Raw genomic sequence first — 17,148 nt, 5'->3', positions numbered from 1 at the left:
AGTGACGTGTGGCATAGGTGCCGATCGCTCCCCGACGGTATACCAGAATCTTAATTAGTAAATAGTAATATGAATGTGGGCCGATACATGTTGATGCTAGGTCAAATCCGCCCAAGGCGGCACAAATGCTAGACGAGTTCTTGAATGAAACGCTGTTCTCGTCACTGACCACACTCGATCAGCCCAAACTGGCGCAGCGGTTACAACGATCATCGACCGCATTCCGGCTCGGCTGGCTGACAGCTGCTGAGTTCGCTCCGACGATCAATCCGCGACATGATGCGGTGCTGCGTGGCCGAAATGGCTCCGCACCGCAACCCGCCGCTACCGTCCCAAATGCAGCAACCAGAAATGGCCATCCGAAGGCCATTCACTCGGCTGATAGTGGTCTAGTCGCCCGTTTTCGTGGTTCGAATCATATCAAGCGGCCTCGGCGAGCTTGTATGACCAGGAATGACGGGATGGCGATTGACGTCTTCGATACCGGCCATAATGCGTTCCTTGAGCTCATGTTTTGAGGTCACCCGGATGTGACGCGGGACGGAGCGGGCGAACTTGGAGAAAAAGCCCTCGATCAGGTTGAGCCAGGAGCCGTATTTGGGCGTGAAGGTAAATTCGAAGCGGCCTGCCGGTTGTTTATCGAGCCAGGCTCTGGTTTCTTTCGAGATGTGTGCGGAATGATTGTCGAGGATCAACTTGATGGCGGTGCCGACCGCTTGGTTTCCTCCGCTCCCGGCGAAGCCCATTCCTCCGGAATCCAGAAGACAATCGAGCCGGCTTTGAGGGCGGCGGGGCTGATGAAATGAGTCGTTGAACGCCGATACTGGGCGTCGGCAGCAACTTTGGCGCTATCTAAGCCAGCCCATCGCGATCAGGGTCAACCATAGCGCTCGTCTCCAAATGGGCCTTGGCTATGCCGCCCTCCGCGCGGCAGCCTCAGGGTCCAAGTTGAACGCCATGGTGAATCATCGCCGATCGGTGTCCTTGAAGGCAACTTTCCTGTTATGAACATCCCGCGCCAATTCAAGCTCCTTCATCGTTGGGAGCTCGTCGGTCGGCAGCTTCCCCTCCGCCGCGACATCCTCTGGTATGTCGCCGTGTCCGCTGCGCAACGTTGCACGAGCGTCTGAAGCTTGAACAATCAATTCCTCAGCTGATGGGCTCGCTATCGGACGGTTTTCATTAGCACTACGATTCCTGCCGAAAGAGGCCGGTTTGGTGATTTTATCCTTGAGCATCGGTCATCCGTCGATCCTGTTTGACTGATCGCGACCGGACCGTTTTGCGCTCGTGGCATGACGCCTTCCATTCAAGCTCCGCGATCCTTCCAAGGCTATGAAATTAGCCAGCGCTTCCAAGCGCAATCTGGCATGCCTGCGCAAGGTCTGCATTTGGCTCGCTGCTGCCAAGCGGCGTTGCCCAGCCTGCCTTCTTGATAACGTCGCTACGCCCGTATGTGCCGGCTGCTTTGAGTGCGGCCATGATCTCTGCCGAAGCCGGATCCGTTTTCGCCCGCTCGAGGCAATAGGGCGTCAGCGCAGCCGCGATGGCCGAGGTTCGCTCGATCCCGGCGGCTTTTTGAGCACTGCCATTGGTCACCCACCCGCCCCATGTGAAGCCGACGATCGCAAGTGCGACCGCGCCGCATAACGCTCCCCATAGGCCGGGGCGAAGCCAGGTCATGTCTCGCATGTCCATATCCAATCTGAGTGAAAACACGCAATATTGCGCAACATCACAATAACACACTAAAGTAATTTAGGTTTAAATTTTATTTATTATTTTGTTTTATTCGCAGATCTTCCAATTAATTTCTACCCATAGCGACAAATTGTAAGTTTATATCTTTTGTTTTTCCAGTTTCGTACTTGTCAGGTTAATTTGAACGCAATGTGGTCCAATCGTCATTTTGGCCATAAGGCTGCTTGGGGCATCTAAAACCCTTGATCGCCACCTTCCGAATTCCGATTGGCAATGCCCGATACCACCGGCCGGATGAAGGCTTGTATCCGCAGCGGTTCACAGCCTTCACTTGGAGTCTGTCGCCATGTCAGCGCACATCATGAGCACCATCGTACATTTCTCGGTCCCGTTCGCATTGCCCGACATCGATGAAACGCATCCTGCAGGGACGACAAGATCGTGCAGGATGACAACCGTCGCATCGGCGTGTCGCAGACGCCGATGCGCGTGGTCCTGAATACCTGCTTCGATAAAGTGCGCGAAATAGCTCGCGGTAGGCTTTCAAGCCGGTTGCCTCTCACGCCACGGCACCGTCGTCTCTTTGCTTTCCATAGAGTCTCGACTTCTGCTTGACGCGAATTTCCAGAGGGCTGCCTTCGGGTCCGTTCCGTATCGAACTGCCCAATCGAATCATTCGCCTCGCGGCGAATCCGGTGGCCACTCGTCGGAAGCGTGATGTGCGTCTCCGACGTGTACAGCAGATCAGCCTTGCTGCACTTCCTCGGTGATCACCTCGAAACGGGAAAGCTTTGCCGGCCCGAACGCCGTCGACAGGGCCACATCCGTCGCGTCGCGCCCGGTCGCCATAAGGATACGTCCGATGCGCGGCGTATTATGCCGCGCGTCCACCGTATGCCAGTGACCGCCGAGATAGACCTGAAACCAAGCGCTGAAGTCCATCGGATTGGGATCGGCCGGCACGCCGATATCTCCGAGATAGCCTGTACAATATCGCGCCGGGATGTTCATGCAACGGCACAGCGTAATGGCAAGATGCGCAAAATCCCGGCAGACACCAGTCCTGTCGGTGAACCCGCCATATGCCGTTCGGAGCGGATCGGCTTTCAGGTAATTGAAATTGATGTGATTGTGGACGAAGTCGCAGATAGCCTGCACGCGCCGCCATCCGAGTGGCGTCGACGAGAAACGTCCCCAGGCAAAATCAGCGAGCCTGTCAGTATCGCAATAGCGGCTACCGAGCAGGAAGACCAGCACCTCGTTCGGCAAGTCGTTGATCGCATGCTGAAAGGCGCCTTCCGGGACGATATCCGGCTGCCCACTATCATAAATCTCGAACTCCGTGGAAATCGTCGTCAGCCCCGGCGGAGCGACAATGCGGCTGCAGGCATTGCCGAACACATCGGTATAGTACCAAGCCTCGATTTGCCTGTCGAAGGTCAGTATCTGATCGCTGAGAAGATCGACACGACGGGAGGGATGAATGTTCAACGCCATCAGCATCGGGGTCGGCTGTGTACACTCGTAGCCTATATGGAATCCGGCATGTATTTTCATCCTATATTCCTTATTGGAGAGATCGGTCATGCACGGAACGCAATTGCCAAACGTAGACGGCACTGTGGAGTTCCGTGAGTTTGCCCCCGTTGCAGTTCATTGGGTCGTAACGTTGACCTGCACCGTCATGCCATCGAAGTCGGAAACGCTGCCATCATAGCTGCCGCTCAACGGAACCGCCTGGCGGGGGTCACGTGCGACGGCCACGCGAATAAGATCGCGATTGCCGACGATGCCGTTCGTCGGATCGAACTCGGTCCAGCCTGCGCCGGGAAGATAGACCTGGCACCAGGCATGTGTGGAGCCTCCTCCAAGCGTGGTGCTGCCATCGCGGTCGGCGACGTAGATGTAGCCGGTAACGAAGCGCGCGGCGAGTCCCAGCGAGCGGACCGCCTCCATCATCAGCAATGCAAAATCGCGACAGGATCCTGAACGCAGCGAGAGGGTCTGAACCGGCGTCTGTGTTCCGTGTTCAAGGCGGCGGCGATAGGAAAAGCTCTCGCTGATGGCATAACAGAGTGTCATCAGCAGATGGCCAGTTTCCGTCGGCTGGCCGTAACGGACAAACTGGCGGGCCCAACGTCCGATCTCGTCGTCAGAATCGCGGTAGTGACGCTGAATTGCCGGCGCGAGATCGGGAACCTCGTCCGCATCGTAGGAAAACGGGTAGGTCAAGGCGGCACTATCAATCTGGAAATCGAGTGCGAGTTGAGGCGTATGATCGAGCGTGATCCGGGTTTCGAAACGCAGCTCGCGGGCCGAAGATGCAATATCGACGAGCGCGACACAGTTGCCGAAAGCATCATGAATCCATCGCACACGATGCGGCTCCGGGTCGATCGCCAGGGATGTGTCGATAAGCCGTTGATCAAAGCTGTCGCGGGGCCGAAACATCACCCGGTGCTCGCCAAAAGCAACTTCGCGGAAATAGCGATAGGAGGTGACGTGACGAACGGAGAAGATGCTCATGGTCGCGCCTACCCGCAAACGGGACGTTCTCCCCAGATGTCGCGAGCCGCCTCCGCGCTCTCGGCCAGAAGGGACGGATTCATGACCGCCGCGTATCTGCCTGCGTGCTTCACAAGCGCCTCCTCATAGGCTTCGAGAAAGCGCTCTATGTCGAATCGGGTTTCGCTGGCGATATACACAGGCCAATACAGAATATCCCGGTCATCAACAGACGTCAGTTCGGCAAGTCTGTGCGCTTCTATTTCGAACGTTCCGTCGCGCATTTCGGAGTGCATTCCGAAATCGTCGACGATCCAGTGATCGTTTTCCATGGCGTCCATGACCCTTCAGTATCCAGGGCGAGACGGCGGCGGCCTGGATCAGGTTGGCAACCGGCCCAGATAGCAATTGGAAAACGCAGCATCGGGATCAGAGATCCGTCCGATGTCATAAACAATGTTCCTGCACACGACATCCGCGATCACAAGCGGCCACTTGCCTAGATGAGAACAGGTCGCATCAAAAAGTTACATGCCTTCGTAGCGCGCGCTCCACCTCGGCTCGCAGGCCGTTATCTTCAATCGTTGCGAGAGATTAGCGGCAGCGTCCTTCGAACCGTCGCTTCCAACAGCTTCCCGAAGCCGGCACTGTGCGCTCATACGCTAGAGCAGTCAAAACGAATGCGCGTCGGGCGGCCAAAGCGTTCAGAGGCATATGAGACAACTCGTATTAATAACCTGCTTAGCGCCATCCGAAGGCGCTTCTTCTCGACTTCGGCAGCACGTTTCAGGGCGCTGCTGATCAGGGTCCACACACGCTTGCCGCTACCGAAAGGACGACATCATGTCCTCCGACATCCATCGTCAAATATAGTCGGAAATTCTGGGCAAGCTCTATCCGGCGGGCATGATAAGTCGGTCGTTATTCACGGCGTGGCGCACGGATACCGTTCCTGACGCATGGAGACAAAATATGCAATAAATTACGTCACCTAGTTTCCATGTTGGTGGTCCGCGCCGCGACGCAGAGTGTTGTTGTGTAATGATAAGATCGCCCGGAACGATTGTGATCTCAGCAACAAATGCAGGATGGCGCGAGGGGGAGGCAGCGCTGGCGCTGGCGGATGCGGCCGAGCGCTATGTACTTTATCTGGCTTCCCCTGTTCGGCTGTTCCTTTTACCCGCAAATTCAAACGCGCCCACGGGCGCAGACTGAGTAACTCTCTATGCCAGAAGCCTCCTGGGAAGCGTGACACAACCTTCCTCGATACGCCGAGGTCGGCGGTCCTGAATCTCTGAAGCAAACACGCCCTCACCCGAGTGCAATGGTCGTTACATTGGTCAGTTCGGCCCATGGTGGTGGACCCTGCGGGTATTTCGCGCGCCTCATATTGTATTGCTCTTGGATCAACGCCACTTGTTAATACGGGTCTGCACCCGACGGACATAGGCATTTCTTCTGGATCCGATCGGACATCTCCCTGCTCAAGCTGGAGACAATACGATGGATCATCTGCGCAAAATTACCGAGATGAATGTAGACGAGCGCCTTGCAGTTCTTCAACAACTCTCGTCGCAGCTGAGATCTAGGTCGAAAGAATCCGTCGCGGCTGACGACGGTATCATGCAACAGAGATTGGACGAAATCGGGCGCATCGTGCAGGCCCATTGCCGTCATGTTGCTGGCAATAACGCGGTCGATTCCGCTCAGATCGTCCATCGAGCCATATCTGCCCTCGCTGCTTGTCAGTTCAGCAGCCAGCAAAGCTCGCGAAAATAGGCAAACCCAGCGTAGCGGCATATATCGGACCGTCGGAAAGGAGGCAAGATTCCTTACAGTCAAAAGAAATCCGGCCAAGCAAAGGAAGAGACAGCGTTTATCCAAAGGGTGCTAAATGAGGCTGGGTACACCGGACAGCTCACAGCCACGAACAGTCAACAGTCCGATGTGGCGGCGCGACTGTTGATGAAATTGTTCAGGGAAGGTGTCACAGATCGTGGTGCCTTGGCCGGCAAACGTCGAAAGCACTTCGGATATGTGCCGGTCGACACACTGCTTTACAAACCAGTCAATAAGAATCGCCGAGCTATTCAGGGTACCGTTCCAGCCGCTACGCGTTCATTTTCCTGACCAACCACAGCGGCATAAGCCGGTGGTTTCCTCGTTGGCGTCGGCGGACCAATGGAGGATGACACGGCTCATCAGTCGCGACGGTAGCGGCGCATCCTTCTTTTCCGCGGCATCTGAAGGCTTTAGGGATTGCCCAACAATGCCTGCTAGAGCCGCAGCGGCGCAGATGCTCCGATTCAGATCGGAAAATCAGCGGTGCCCAGGAATCTGAAAGCACTGGTATAAGGGGAGTAGTGGTGGGTTTCGAAGAGGTCTTCAGAGAAGCTGAGGTTTGGGTCCGGACGGTTCTTCTAAATGCATGGACACTCTACCAGTGCGGGTTGATGGTTCTGGGCTTCCTGCTTTCGACATTCGCTGCAAAACGCGTAGAGCCAATCTTCGAAGCGCGAGCGCGCAAGATCAGGGGAAACCCGGACCTGCTGCGCGTTATTGTCGCCTTCCTTAGACGCTTGCGTTGGCTCTTCCTGATCGTATGGTTGTGGCTCGTGGAAGGCTTGCTATCGCGCTATGCGTGGCCCTCCCATCGATGGCTTATCACAACGGCGCTGGCACTCACGGCTGCATGGTTCGTCGTAGCGGTGCTGACGAGGATCATTCGCAATCAGACGCTCGCACGCGTCGTTGCGATTGGAAGCTGGTGCTACATCGCCCTTTACACGGTTGGGCTCGATGGCCCGGTCATTGCGGGTCTCGACAGCGCTGCGGTGAAAATCGGTGCCGTAAGATTCTCACTGCTCTTGATCATGGAAGCGATCGTTCTGGCGGTTGCCCTGATTTGGCTCGCCGTACTGGTTGGAAACGTTTCTTCTCATTGGGTTCAGCGGTCCACCGACCTTTCGCCCTCGTTCAAGGTACTCATCAGCAAGCTCATCAAGATCGGTTTGATCATATTGGCAGGGGCGATCACACTATCGACCACGGGAATCGACCTTACCGCCCTGACGGTGTTTTCGGGTGCGGTGGGCGTCGGTGTCGGGTTCGGTTTACAAAAGGTCGTGTCCAATTTCATCTCCGGTGTCATCATCCTGCTCGACAAGTCCATCAAGCCAGGCGACACGATCTCACTCGGCGAAACGTTCGGCTCGATCAGGGATCTGCGCTCCCGTTTCGTCTCGGTGATTACCAGAGACGGCAAAGAATATCTTATACCGAATGAGGACTTTATCTCGCAGCAAGTGGTGAACTGGTCGTTCTCCAGCGACTACGTCCGTATCGAAGTCGATTTTGGAACGTCCTACGACAGCGACCCGCATGATGTCGTGCGCATCGCAATAGAAACGGCAAAGAGCATTCCTCGCATCGCCAACACCTATTCCGCGCCGGTGTGCTGGATGACGGCCTTCGGATCCTCTTCGCTCGATTTCAAGCTGAGGTTCTGGATTTCTGATCCGAGCAACGGGCTGACCAACATTCGCGGCGAGGTACTCATGGCGTTGTGGGACGCCTTCAAGCAAGCGGGGATTTCGGTTCCCTTCCCGCATCGCGAGATCATCATGAAGACGCCTGTCGAAATTGCTCGACGCCCCTCTGAACCGGGATAGAGCAATGGGCTTTTCGGGGACGCGCGGCAAGGTCACACGCTTGCAAGTCGATGTTTTTCAACCGCCGCTTCTGGTATCCGTTCGAAAATGAGAGGGCTATGCAGACGCGCAACGGCAACCTGCAACAATGGCTGGCGCGAGATCTCCTGCCGCTTGCCATCCCCTCGCGCCGAGAAGGACGAGAGCAAGAGACCCCTTGCCGGCCCGACGGTGTAGCGAGCCTCCTGCAGCCAAAGCCAACAAGCCGCGCCACCCGTGCGCGAACAAGACCAATCCCATTCACGATCAGAACGCCGTTACGACGCCGGGGCGACGACTTCCTTTTTCCGTCCGTCGCGCAGCCTGGCAGATGTGTACCAGCCATCCCACTGCGAGAATTGCTCGAAGACGCGGCGATATCCCTTGCTCTCCAACAATTTCTGTATCGCGGCTTCTGTCTTAGGATTGTTCTCTACCGATATCAGGTCGAACCTGCGGTCAAAGCTGAAGGCGGACAAAATATCGAGTTCGCTGCCTTCCGTATCGATCGACAGATAATCCACCACAGGTGGCGCATGGTGAGTTTCCAGCAAATCGTCCAGCGAAATTGTCTCTACCTGTATTTGCCTTCCCGTTCTGCGCACCTCGGAGAAATGATCCCCTTGAGAAAAATCGGCAATTGAACTCAGTTCCGGGTCGACGTCGTCGGTGGCTATAAAGGTGACCGTGTTATGGGATTGAGATGAGACGCACCGATGGTCGATAGAGACATTTCTATTTGCGGCCAACTCCGGATGCCAAATAGGGTTGGGTTCAGCGAGGATACCGGACCAGCCGAATTGCTTCTCAAGCAACCAAGTATTGCTATTTTTCAGACCATTCGTCGAGCCGAACTCGACGAAAAAGCCATCTCGTTTCTCGGATAACTCGTAGCAAACCCACAGGTCCTGTAAAATCTGTGCTCTCGACCAATCCCGCCGTGACAGGCAATAGCTGATAAAGCTGACGTCATCATCCAATATGAGGTCAGCGACCTCTGGCCTGTTGAGGCGAATTGCATTGAATACTGCTTTCTGCAAATTCTTGTTCTGGTGCAATCTGTTGAAGATCATCGCCATACTCGAAAGTGCAAACTTTCTTGCGTCCAGCATATTGCCTATCCGTTTTACGCGTTGAGCGACATTATCGTCGCGTAGTCTTTTCACATCAATGACCGTCCGCGGGTGGTCGCAGGGGACAGAAAGGCACCTGCTGTCAGCCACGAAAGCAACCCTTGCGGATGACCCTTCCCGTTCCGGTTTGTCCAGCGGCTGTATTGGAGCAGTATGCATGCTGCCGACCCGTCAGCCCGTGCCCGCTGAGTGTTGGCCCAAACAGGCCCGAGCGAGCCGTTCGAAGTGAGCGCGAACGTCAGCGACGCCGATCATGTCATCGATGTTCATGCCTGCCTGATATTCAATCGCGTTCATTAGCTTCCCTCTTCTGGTCGAGCATGATGACGCCCGCAAAAATCCGACAGCTGTCCGCGACCGGACGTGAAGGGCGAGACGACGGCGCACGGTCACCGTCAACTGTTCTGCGCGGGATGGTAGTGACGCCAGGTCCTGCCGATGCTGGGTATCAACTGCGCCATGACCGCTTTGATGCCGAGCGCCTGTCCGGACAACCGCATGCGGTAATTTTCGGTCATATGAACCATCACATTCTCCGGATAGATATCTCGAAAGAATGAAAGGCCTCCAGTCTCTTCGAGCTTCTGGTGGAAGAAACTGCCGGCCGGTGGTGCCATGTTCTTCCAGTATCCCATCTTGGAAAGGATGTTGTTGAACAGATGGATGGTCGCGGCGCCGCGGCACTTTTCCCTGCATTCGTCGGCAAATTCCCTGAGGAAGATCTTAAACAGGTCATAATGTTCAATCGGGTAGAAGACCGAGTGGCTGGTTGTCTCGATTTTCTCGTGAAGTTCGTTGACAACCTGCGTCAGCAGAATCGGCCCGGTCTGGCCCCAAACGAGGTTCCTGCCAGCAACAGCCATGGATTGTTCAATGAGCTTGTCCAAGGTGTGCTGTGATCTAATGTAGAGGACGGCGTTGTTCAGGCCGCCTTGCTCTTCTCGCACGACGATGTCATCGGGCAGTTCGTCCGGAAGCCTTTTGATCATAAGGACGTCGAGGTCGGTCCACACCAGACCGCAGTCCCTGATCATTTTGTAGCGAAACAGGTTGGAAAACGGCGTCAGATGCGGTTTGCCGTTCAACAGGAAGCGTTTCGTCAATTCTTCTGGAAAAAGGTCCGCCGCGTTGCGCAGCTCCACTCCATCGGGGGCATTTTCGATCGGTTTATATGAAAAGAGTACAAGGCGGTAGCCATGCCTGATAAACGAATGAGCGCACGCCTGCTCAAGCGCATCAAGGCGCCCTCCGTACCAGAACGTTCCGAATGTCCTTGGGTCAGATGGCTTCTCCAGCATATGGGTTCCTTCCGATCGAGCGAGATATCAAACCGGTGTTTCAAACAGAAAGCGAAGTCGTAACGCGAAGGGCGCCGCAACGTTCGTTCAAGACGGCCAATGCGCATTGCAGGAGCCGCACCCTAGGCACATTGTCGCCGGAATGGTCCGGGCGCGAACCACTCCGTATCGGGGATGTGGTATTTCGCAGCTGCGTCAAATTTGTCTGACACGGGGGTCGCAACTGTCGCAATTGCGATCTTAGTGTTGGCGATAACCTTGCGATTTTCCTCCATATCCACGGTCGTTTCGTTATTTCGCGGCGAATAGAAGTAATGGAGTCCACAGAAGGCATTATGTTTCTAATTTCGGAACGATCTCACAAAACTAACTACATTGCAGTGCAGCATATCGACTAATTATCGACCAATCTACTGATATATTGTGAAAAATATTTATCGCACCGCACGCCATGCCGGCGGCAAGTGGAATCTACTTCCCTTCAGCAGCCGCCATCTTCACCCGCCTTGGAACCGCCGCCGCTAAGTATACCTGCATCGTCTCGCGGGCTACACGGTCGATCGTCAGGTTCTCAATGCGCAGTTGGCTCTTGACCTTCCATATTGCGATCTGTTCAGGCACCCGCAACAGGTCAGAGATTGCATTTGCAAGCGATGACGGATCGTGCGGCGGCACAAGAATTCCCGCCTTGCCGTGCTCCAGCAGTTGCGGGATGCCATCCACTTCCGTGCCTATTATCGCGCAACCTGCCTCGCGTGCCTCCGACAGGACAAGGGGCGCTGGGTCGGCATGCGAGGGCAGGACGAAAATGTCGGCCGCCAGCATATACGGATAGGGGTCCCTCGCGGACCCAACAAAGGTGACAGCGGCTGCGCAGGCGAGAGACGAAACCATTTCCTCGTAGGATTTTCGAAATGGACCGTCGCCGACGACATAGAGACGCGCTGCTGGAAAGCTCTCGTGGACAATATCGAACGCATGAAACAAATCCGGCAGGCCCTTGCGAGGGTGGAGCCCACCGACAAAAAGAATGCTTGGCGACTGCAGCGCCGCCGGCTCCTCCATTCGCGCTTCCAGCCGGCTCGAACCAATTGTGCCGTTGAGGACAACGTGCAACTTCGAAGCGGAAACACCCCTCCTTTGCATTGCTGCCCCGACAGCGTCGCTCACGGCAATCACACGTGTTCCCAATCCCATTAACGTCGCGCTCTTTTCGAATTCGTTATGAACGGTTGTGATGAGAGGTATCCCCGCGATCTTGCAGATCGGGAATGCCAGGACAGCGCTGGTCATCATATGCGCATGGACAACCTCGGCTTTAAATTCGCGAATGTGACCGCGCAGGCAAAAAAAGGCTTTGGCCAGGCTCGGGATACTTCTCTTATGATCGACGCGCACGGTCAAAACGCCCTTGCTGTGCAAGAGTGGGTCAAAGTCCCCTCCTCCGCTTGCGATGCAAACGTCATTCCCGAGCGCGGCCTGAGCACAGGCCAGATCGACTGCGGCATGAACATGCCCGTTCTGGCGCTGGGTATGATTGAGGATATGCAGGATCCGCATCGTTCGTCATGTCCTTCGCGCTCCGGCAAGCCGAGCTCGCCTCTTCTTGCATTTTAGGTGTCGACAGTCCCTGTCAATTGCCGCGGTTGCCGCCACTCACCCCGATTGCGGCCTCCACCTCCATCGTCGACACCCTGGCGGTCGGCTGGTAGTTGAACCCGCCCTGGCGCCCGATGGACTCGATCCCGAACATACGGAGCTTGGCAATCGCGTTCGCGGCGTTCTGGGCGGCCCCTTTGCTGTAGATCGGATATGCATTCTCAAGCACTTGACTACCCTCGAGCTTGAGGTCGCCGGCAAACATGCCGTTGCCACATGCGTGTTGCCGAAAATCGGCCTCGGCCTCGTCAATCGTCCCGACGTGACCGGCAATCACCTCGACGGCAAAATACTCCCGCCCGTTCACCCGGCCGTAGAAATCCGAATAGACCGTCAGTCGCTTCCATGCCCCGGCGTGCGAAAAGTTGTAGATGATCGACTGGGTGAATCCACGCTCGCCCGAGAAGCTAAAGTAGAGGGAAATGAGGGTGATGGTCTTGAGCACTGGCAGCGACGCCATCCCGCAAAGCCTTTCGGCAATGGCAATCGGCACGGTAGAGACAATGCGCTGAGCGGACACTGCGCCGCCCGCCAGTGAGAGCTCAAAACCGCTCGGCACCTTTTCTATGCCACGCATTCCCGCCGCCAGCCGGAAGACGACGCCATCACGCTCGAGACGACGGGCGGCCGGCTCGTAAAGGGTGGCAAACCCTTCTTTTGGCCGGGCCATCTGCCGATTTTTCGGGCCCGCTGCACGCCTCCTTTTGAAGGCGCGCCTCGTCAAATTGATGACTGATGCATATTCGCTTATCCATAGCATCCGCTTCCTGGCCAGATCGAGATCGATGTCTTCGGCGGCAAGGCCATAGAAGCGTTTCATATAGGTCTCCAGGCCGGATCGGTGAAGCAGGTGGCCGCCGATCCAGTAACGCGCAAAATCTCGCGCGTTGCTCATGCGCCGCAAGAAGACCCGGGCGAAGAGTACCGACGCAAAGATCCTAACCAGCCCTGCCGGACCCGCTGCCAGAATGTCGTCACGGATGGAGATGGGATAGGTGGTTATCTTGCCCTGGGGATTGAGACGCCCCCAGCTGGGATCAATCGGCACGTAATGAGGCAGGAGTTCGGGGAAATGCCGAAGTAACGGTGAGTCGTCTTGGAAAATGAGGCTTCCAACGTCGAAAGTATATCCCTCTGGGGATGTCCAATCCATGTGGTTGCCGCCCGGAGTGCCATAGTCATCGACGACGACCACCCGCTCGCCCCCGCTTGCAAGAATGGACGCTGCAACGAGCCCGGAGATCCCCGCGCCGAGAACGATCACATCGAAATGCTGGACTGCGGACAGCTGCGTCGCCTGATGGCTCGCGTCATCCATCGATTTCGCTCCATATGCCCTCTTTGCTGCAATGCGACATTAATATCTATTTTCGCGCGAGTCGATGACGCAAAGCAACAAATCTGTAATTTATTCTAACTTTCGAATATTTTCAGGACGATAGTCATACTTTTCAAGAACAATGATCTTTTCGTCTTGCTATAAATCAATCGATGTTGTTACATACCTTCGGCCCCTCACTCGCGGGTGCAGCATTTTGTCCTTACGAGCACCACGCTGTATGTGCCTGCGCTTGCAGACGGGACCAGATTGATCGATGGCAAAGGGTATGCAGTGTTACGGCAAAACCTCGATCTTCTTTGCAGCCCGTTGAACGGGATTGGCCTGATTTCCACCGACGTGTTCGACACGTTGCTGCTGCGTCAACCGAAATCACAGCGTTCGCGTGTGATGGAGGGAGAGCGACGCTTCGCACGCCTGTTGAAGCAACGAGGATACCATGCCAGCGCCGAGGAACTGTTTCGGGTGAGGTTGCTCGCCGAGAAGTTTGCATATCGGGCGTTGAACGTCGGAGGCGGTGCGGGAGAAGTTCGCCTGTCGGACATTATCGCGCGGCAGCTGGCAATCCTCGGCCTGCCGCCAGAGCTGTTGCACGCACGCATCGGCCTTGAGATAGACATCGAGAAGGGGTCGCTTTCGGCCAACGGCCCGCTGGCGATGGCGTTGCGACAACAGCGCCAGGCGGGCATTAGAGTCATCGCCGTCTCTGACACCGGCCTTCCCGCCGACCAGCTCTGCGAATTGATCGCCCACTTTCATGGCCCTGGTCTCATCGATAAGGTCTATTCGAGCGCTGAGGTTGGAGCGAGCAAGCGCTCCGGGCGACTGTTTTCTGCCGTCCTTGCCGCCGAGAACATTTCCCCCTCGGGAATGCTGCACATCGGGGACGACCATATTGCCGATCACGCGGTGCCTCAAACGATGGGTATCCATACCGTTCATATGCCCAAGGGCCTTATCCGGCGCTACGCCGCGCGCGCCGATGGCGCGCGTAGCGAGGCAATCAGAGGCTTTCGCCGTCACCTTGCGCTTTCTGGTCCGGCATTTCGTGCCGTGAGTGACAGGAATTCATTCGGTCGTGAGGTTTTTGGACCGATCGTCGCGCAATTTTGCCTCCATATCTGGCTTTACGCAACGCAGGCCCAGGCGCAGGGGGACTGCGCGCTGGCCTTCTGCGCCCGAGGGGGCATTGGCATTCGCCAAGCATTTGAAGCACTCCTTGCAAGGTTGCAGCTTCCTCTCGACATCCGGCGCGAAAACATCCTCGTTTCGAGACTGGTTGCGGCACGCACAGCGCTGGAGACGCGCAACTGCGCCGTTCTCGACGAGCTTGGCCGGGAATTTGCAAAAAGCAGCTTTGCGCAGGTGGCGCATGCATTGGGCGGCGCCACATACGAATTGCCGCCCAGTTGGGACGCGACGTTTGCACCGGCGCACTTCTTCGAGATGTTGAATAGCCCTTCCGGCCTGCCGGTGCTTGAGGACGTTGCGCGACAAAACCAGCTCTTCAAACGTCATCTCGACATCAGCTGCGGCCCCGCGACACGTATCATCCTTTGCGACACCGGACTCTATGGCAGTACCCAGCGGCTGCTGGCCGCGGGGCTTCCAGAGCGGCATTTCGAAACCGTTCAGTTTGCCCGCTGCAATTACAAGGGGTTAAGCGAGGACCATTTTCCTGATGTGACCGGACTGGTGGTTGAGGCGAACCTCTATAATCCGCTTAAGATCGAGACGGTTGTCCTGCGCTACTGGCACATCATAGAGAGCCTCTTCGAGCCGGCGATCCCTTCGGTGCGCCACCTGACGGAGCGCGAAGATGGCACAGTATCTGGCAACGCCGGTGCGATCGCTCACGATGTCATCGATGCCGCGGCAGGCAACCCGCTGCTTTCAGGTGTTTTGGATTATATCGACCATGTCGAGAGCGGCGCTGAGGTGATGCGGCAAGCCGACGTCGCGTGGCTGCGGCTGAAGCGCGCAATCACCAACCCCAGTTCCTTTGACATGGTGGCTCTCGGTGTTGGACCGCGCTCGATCGATTTCGGCCGAGGCGAAAGCGTTCACGTGTTGGCGCAGACGGATCGGACAGGCCTTGCGAAGCGGCTGAAATCGACGAAGTCGCAGCTTTGGCGGGAAGGCGCCATTGCGCGCGACTTTCCTCGCATGAAGTCGGCCCTGCTTGCTGCGCTGGAACTGGCGCATATCCTACGAGGAGTGTCGGCACATCTTTATCGATGAGCACCGTTGAGGAGCGGTTCTGGCTCATCGTACCCCGCTTTCAAGGCAAGACAGACGTCATAAGGGAGGTCAGTCGGGCTTTGACGCGGAGCTGCCTGCTCGCCGCATCAGGGCCGAGGTGTTGGAGTGTGTAATGCTGGCATTTAAGGCTATACAAGGAGCCGGGTGGCTTGTCTTCTCGCGCTTTGTTGGGCGCATCATCGACTTCTTCACGCTGCTCGTTCTCGCGAGAATACTCTCACCGGCGGATTTCGGCCTGGCGGCGCTTGCAACCTCTCTCGTCGTCATCGTCAATACGGTGCTGGAAATTCCGGTAACACAGGCGCTTGTACGGCTGCCCGCTATCGACAAGAGCCATCTGGATACTGCGTTTACCGTCGGACTGATCAGAAGCGCTCTCATTGCTGTCATCGTTCTCGCAGCCGCCTGGCCGTTTGCATTCTTTAATCACGAGGCGATGCTCCTGCCACTCGTTGCCGTTCTTGCGCTTGGTCCGATCTCCAGAGGGCTTGTGAGCCCCGCAATGGTTCAATTCGCGCGCGAACTCGGCTTCCGGCAGACGTTCATCCTGGAGTTTTCCGGCAAGCTAATCGCGAGCATCATCGCCACGCTCATTGTCCTTTCGGGCGGTGCTTATTGGGCGATCGTTGCCAATTTCGTGATCGCTTCGGCCGCGTCCAGCATCGTCTCCTACGTGCTCGCCCCCTATCGACCTGCCCTGTCTTTATCCCGGTTGACGGACTTTGCCGGCTTTATCGGCTGGTTCAGCTCCGCGCAGCTGATCTCGGCACTCAACTGGCAATTTGATCGGTTTTTGATCGGATCGCTTGCAGACCGCTCAACGCTCGGACGCTACGCCGTTGCCAGCGACGTATCCGTTATTCCAACGCAAAGCATCATAGGGCCGGCCTTGCAGCCAGTGATGGCAGCCTTTTCGCAGATCAGTCATGACCGCGTACGAACCAAGTTCGCCTTTCTCAAGGCTGCTCGGTTTGCCATGCTGATCTCTGTACCGGTCTGCATCGGCATGTCCTTGACTGCCGACCTCGCGACCGTGCTTTTGCTCGGGCAAAAATGGAGCGAGGCGGCTCCAATCCTGAGCCTGCTTGCCCTTTCGGTTGTGCCGATACCCTATTTCCAGACGCTCTATTCCGTAAGTCTCGCGCTCGACCGACCAGTCATCATCTTCCGCCTCAACGCGGTCGACCTTGGCATCAGGCTGATGCTGCTTCCGCTCGGATTTTACCTCGACTCGATAATGGGTGTGAGCGTTGCCAGGATCGTACTGTCGTCGTTGATGTTCGCGTTCTATCTGGGCGAGACGCGAAGCCTTCTTGCCCTTGGCATCGGGGAGCAATTGGGCAACCTTTGGAAAGTCGCATTTGCATCAGCCGTGATGGCGATCTCGGTGCTGTTTCTTCGCGAGGGCCTCGCCGCACAGCAGTTACATCCCGTGGTAGAACTGGCGTTCGTGGCGACGATGGGCGCGGCTGCCTACACCGGAACATTGCTCCTTCTCGGCATCAGATTGATTGCCGGACGCGGGCACCTTGAGCTCGTCGACAGGAGCTGAGATCGCGCAA

At 56.4% G+C, this 17,148-nt stretch carries 13 protein-coding genes and 2 pseudogenes; 5 read left to right on the top strand and 10 right to left on the bottom strand.

The window, feature by feature from the left end:
* Window positions 1-122: 122 nt before the first annotated feature.
* Window positions 123-353, top strand: a pseudogene (locus LPU83_RS68865) (integrase core domain-containing protein); the annotation flags it as partial.
* A gap of 36 nt (window positions 354-389) precedes the next feature.
* Here the strand turns inward: LPU83_RS68865 and LPU83_RS68860 are convergent.
* From LPU83_RS68860 to LPU83_RS68835, 6 genes and pseudogenes are all read right to left on the bottom strand, one after another.
* A pseudogene (locus LPU83_RS68860) lies at window positions 390-701 on the bottom strand (transposase); the annotation flags it as partial.
* Window positions 702-965: 264 nt separating this feature from the next.
* On the bottom strand, window positions 966-1,238 hold the full coding sequence (locus LPU83_RS68855; RefSeq protein WP_024315109.1) for a hypothetical protein: 273 nt from the start codon (window positions 1,236-1,238) through the stop codon (window positions 966-968).
* Between the two features lie 103 nt (window positions 1,239-1,341).
* Window positions 1,342-1,683, bottom strand: a complete 342-nt coding sequence (locus LPU83_RS68850; protein WP_225040121.1) for a hypothetical protein — start codon at window positions 1,681-1,683, stop codon at window positions 1,342-1,344.
* A gap of 762 nt (window positions 1,684-2,445) precedes the next feature.
* On the bottom strand, window positions 2,446-3,258 hold the full coding sequence (locus LPU83_RS68845) for a transglutaminase-like domain-containing protein (protein WP_024315107.1): 813 nt from the start codon (window positions 3,256-3,258) through the stop codon (window positions 2,446-2,448).
* A 96-nt stretch (window positions 3,259-3,354) separates the two neighbouring features.
* A complete protein-coding gene (locus tag LPU83_RS68840; RefSeq protein ID WP_024315106.1) occupies window positions 3,355-4,227 on the bottom strand; it encodes a transglutaminase family protein in 873 nt (290 codons plus the stop codon).
* 8 nt (window positions 4,228-4,235) lie between these two features.
* Window positions 4,236-4,547, bottom strand: coding sequence for a hypothetical protein (locus LPU83_RS68835; protein WP_024315105.1), 312 nt, complete (start codon window positions 4,545-4,547; stop codon window positions 4,236-4,238).
* A 1,162-nt stretch (window positions 4,548-5,709) separates the two neighbouring features.
* Here LPU83_RS68835 and LPU83_RS68830 point away from each other — a divergent pair.
* Complete coding sequence (locus tag LPU83_RS68830) at window positions 5,710-5,985, top strand: hypothetical protein (RefSeq protein WP_141652557.1); 276 nt, start codon at window positions 5,710-5,712, stop codon at window positions 5,983-5,985.
* A 587-nt stretch (window positions 5,986-6,572) separates the two neighbouring features.
* Window positions 6,573-7,877, top strand: a complete 1,305-nt coding sequence (locus LPU83_RS68825) for a mechanosensitive ion channel family protein (RefSeq protein WP_024315103.1) — start codon at window positions 6,573-6,575, stop codon at window positions 7,875-7,877.
* A gap of 296 nt (window positions 7,878-8,173) precedes the next feature.
* On the opposite strand, the gene LPU83_RS68820 is transcribed toward LPU83_RS68825, so the two are convergent.
* The 4 genes from LPU83_RS68820 to LPU83_RS68805 form a co-directional block, all read right to left on the bottom strand.
* Window positions 8,174-9,007, bottom strand: a complete 834-nt coding sequence (locus LPU83_RS68820) for an FkbM family methyltransferase (protein ID WP_024315102.1) — start codon at window positions 9,005-9,007, stop codon at window positions 8,174-8,176.
* A 416-nt stretch (window positions 9,008-9,423) separates the two neighbouring features.
* Window positions 9,424-10,326, bottom strand: a complete 903-nt coding sequence (locus tag LPU83_RS68815) for a hypothetical protein (RefSeq protein ID WP_024315101.1) — start codon at window positions 10,324-10,326, stop codon at window positions 9,424-9,426.
* Window positions 10,327-10,797: 471 nt separating this feature from the next.
* Window positions 10,798-11,886 carry a glycosyltransferase family 4 protein gene (locus LPU83_RS68810; RefSeq protein WP_024315100.1) on the bottom strand — a complete coding sequence of 363 codons (1,089 nt, stop codon included), beginning with the start codon at window positions 11,884-11,886 and terminating at the stop codon, window positions 10,798-10,800.
* Between the two features lie 73 nt (window positions 11,887-11,959).
* Window positions 11,960-13,303 (bottom strand): NAD(P)-binding protein, encoded by a 1,344-nt coding sequence (locus LPU83_RS68805; protein WP_024315099.1) that lies wholly within the window; start codon window positions 13,301-13,303, stop codon window positions 11,960-11,962.
* A gap of 294 nt (window positions 13,304-13,597) precedes the next feature.
* On the opposite strand from LPU83_RS68805, the gene LPU83_RS68800 reads away from it, so the two are divergent.
* Window positions 13,598-15,565 (top strand): hydrolase, encoded by a 1,968-nt coding sequence (locus tag LPU83_RS68800; protein ID WP_024315098.1) that lies wholly within the window; start codon window positions 13,598-13,600, stop codon window positions 15,563-15,565.
* A 133-nt stretch (window positions 15,566-15,698) separates the two neighbouring features.
* Window positions 15,699-17,138 (top strand): oligosaccharide flippase family protein, encoded by a 1,440-nt coding sequence (locus LPU83_RS68795; protein ID WP_024315097.1) that lies wholly within the window; start codon window positions 15,699-15,701, stop codon window positions 17,136-17,138.
* Window positions 17,139-17,148 lie beyond the last annotated feature (10 nt).

The organism is Rhizobium favelukesii, assembly GCF_000577275.2.
Lineage (GTDB): Bacteria > Pseudomonadota > Alphaproteobacteria > Rhizobiales > Rhizobiaceae > Rhizobium > Rhizobium favelukesii.
This window is presented reverse-complemented; position numbering and strand designations above follow the sequence as displayed.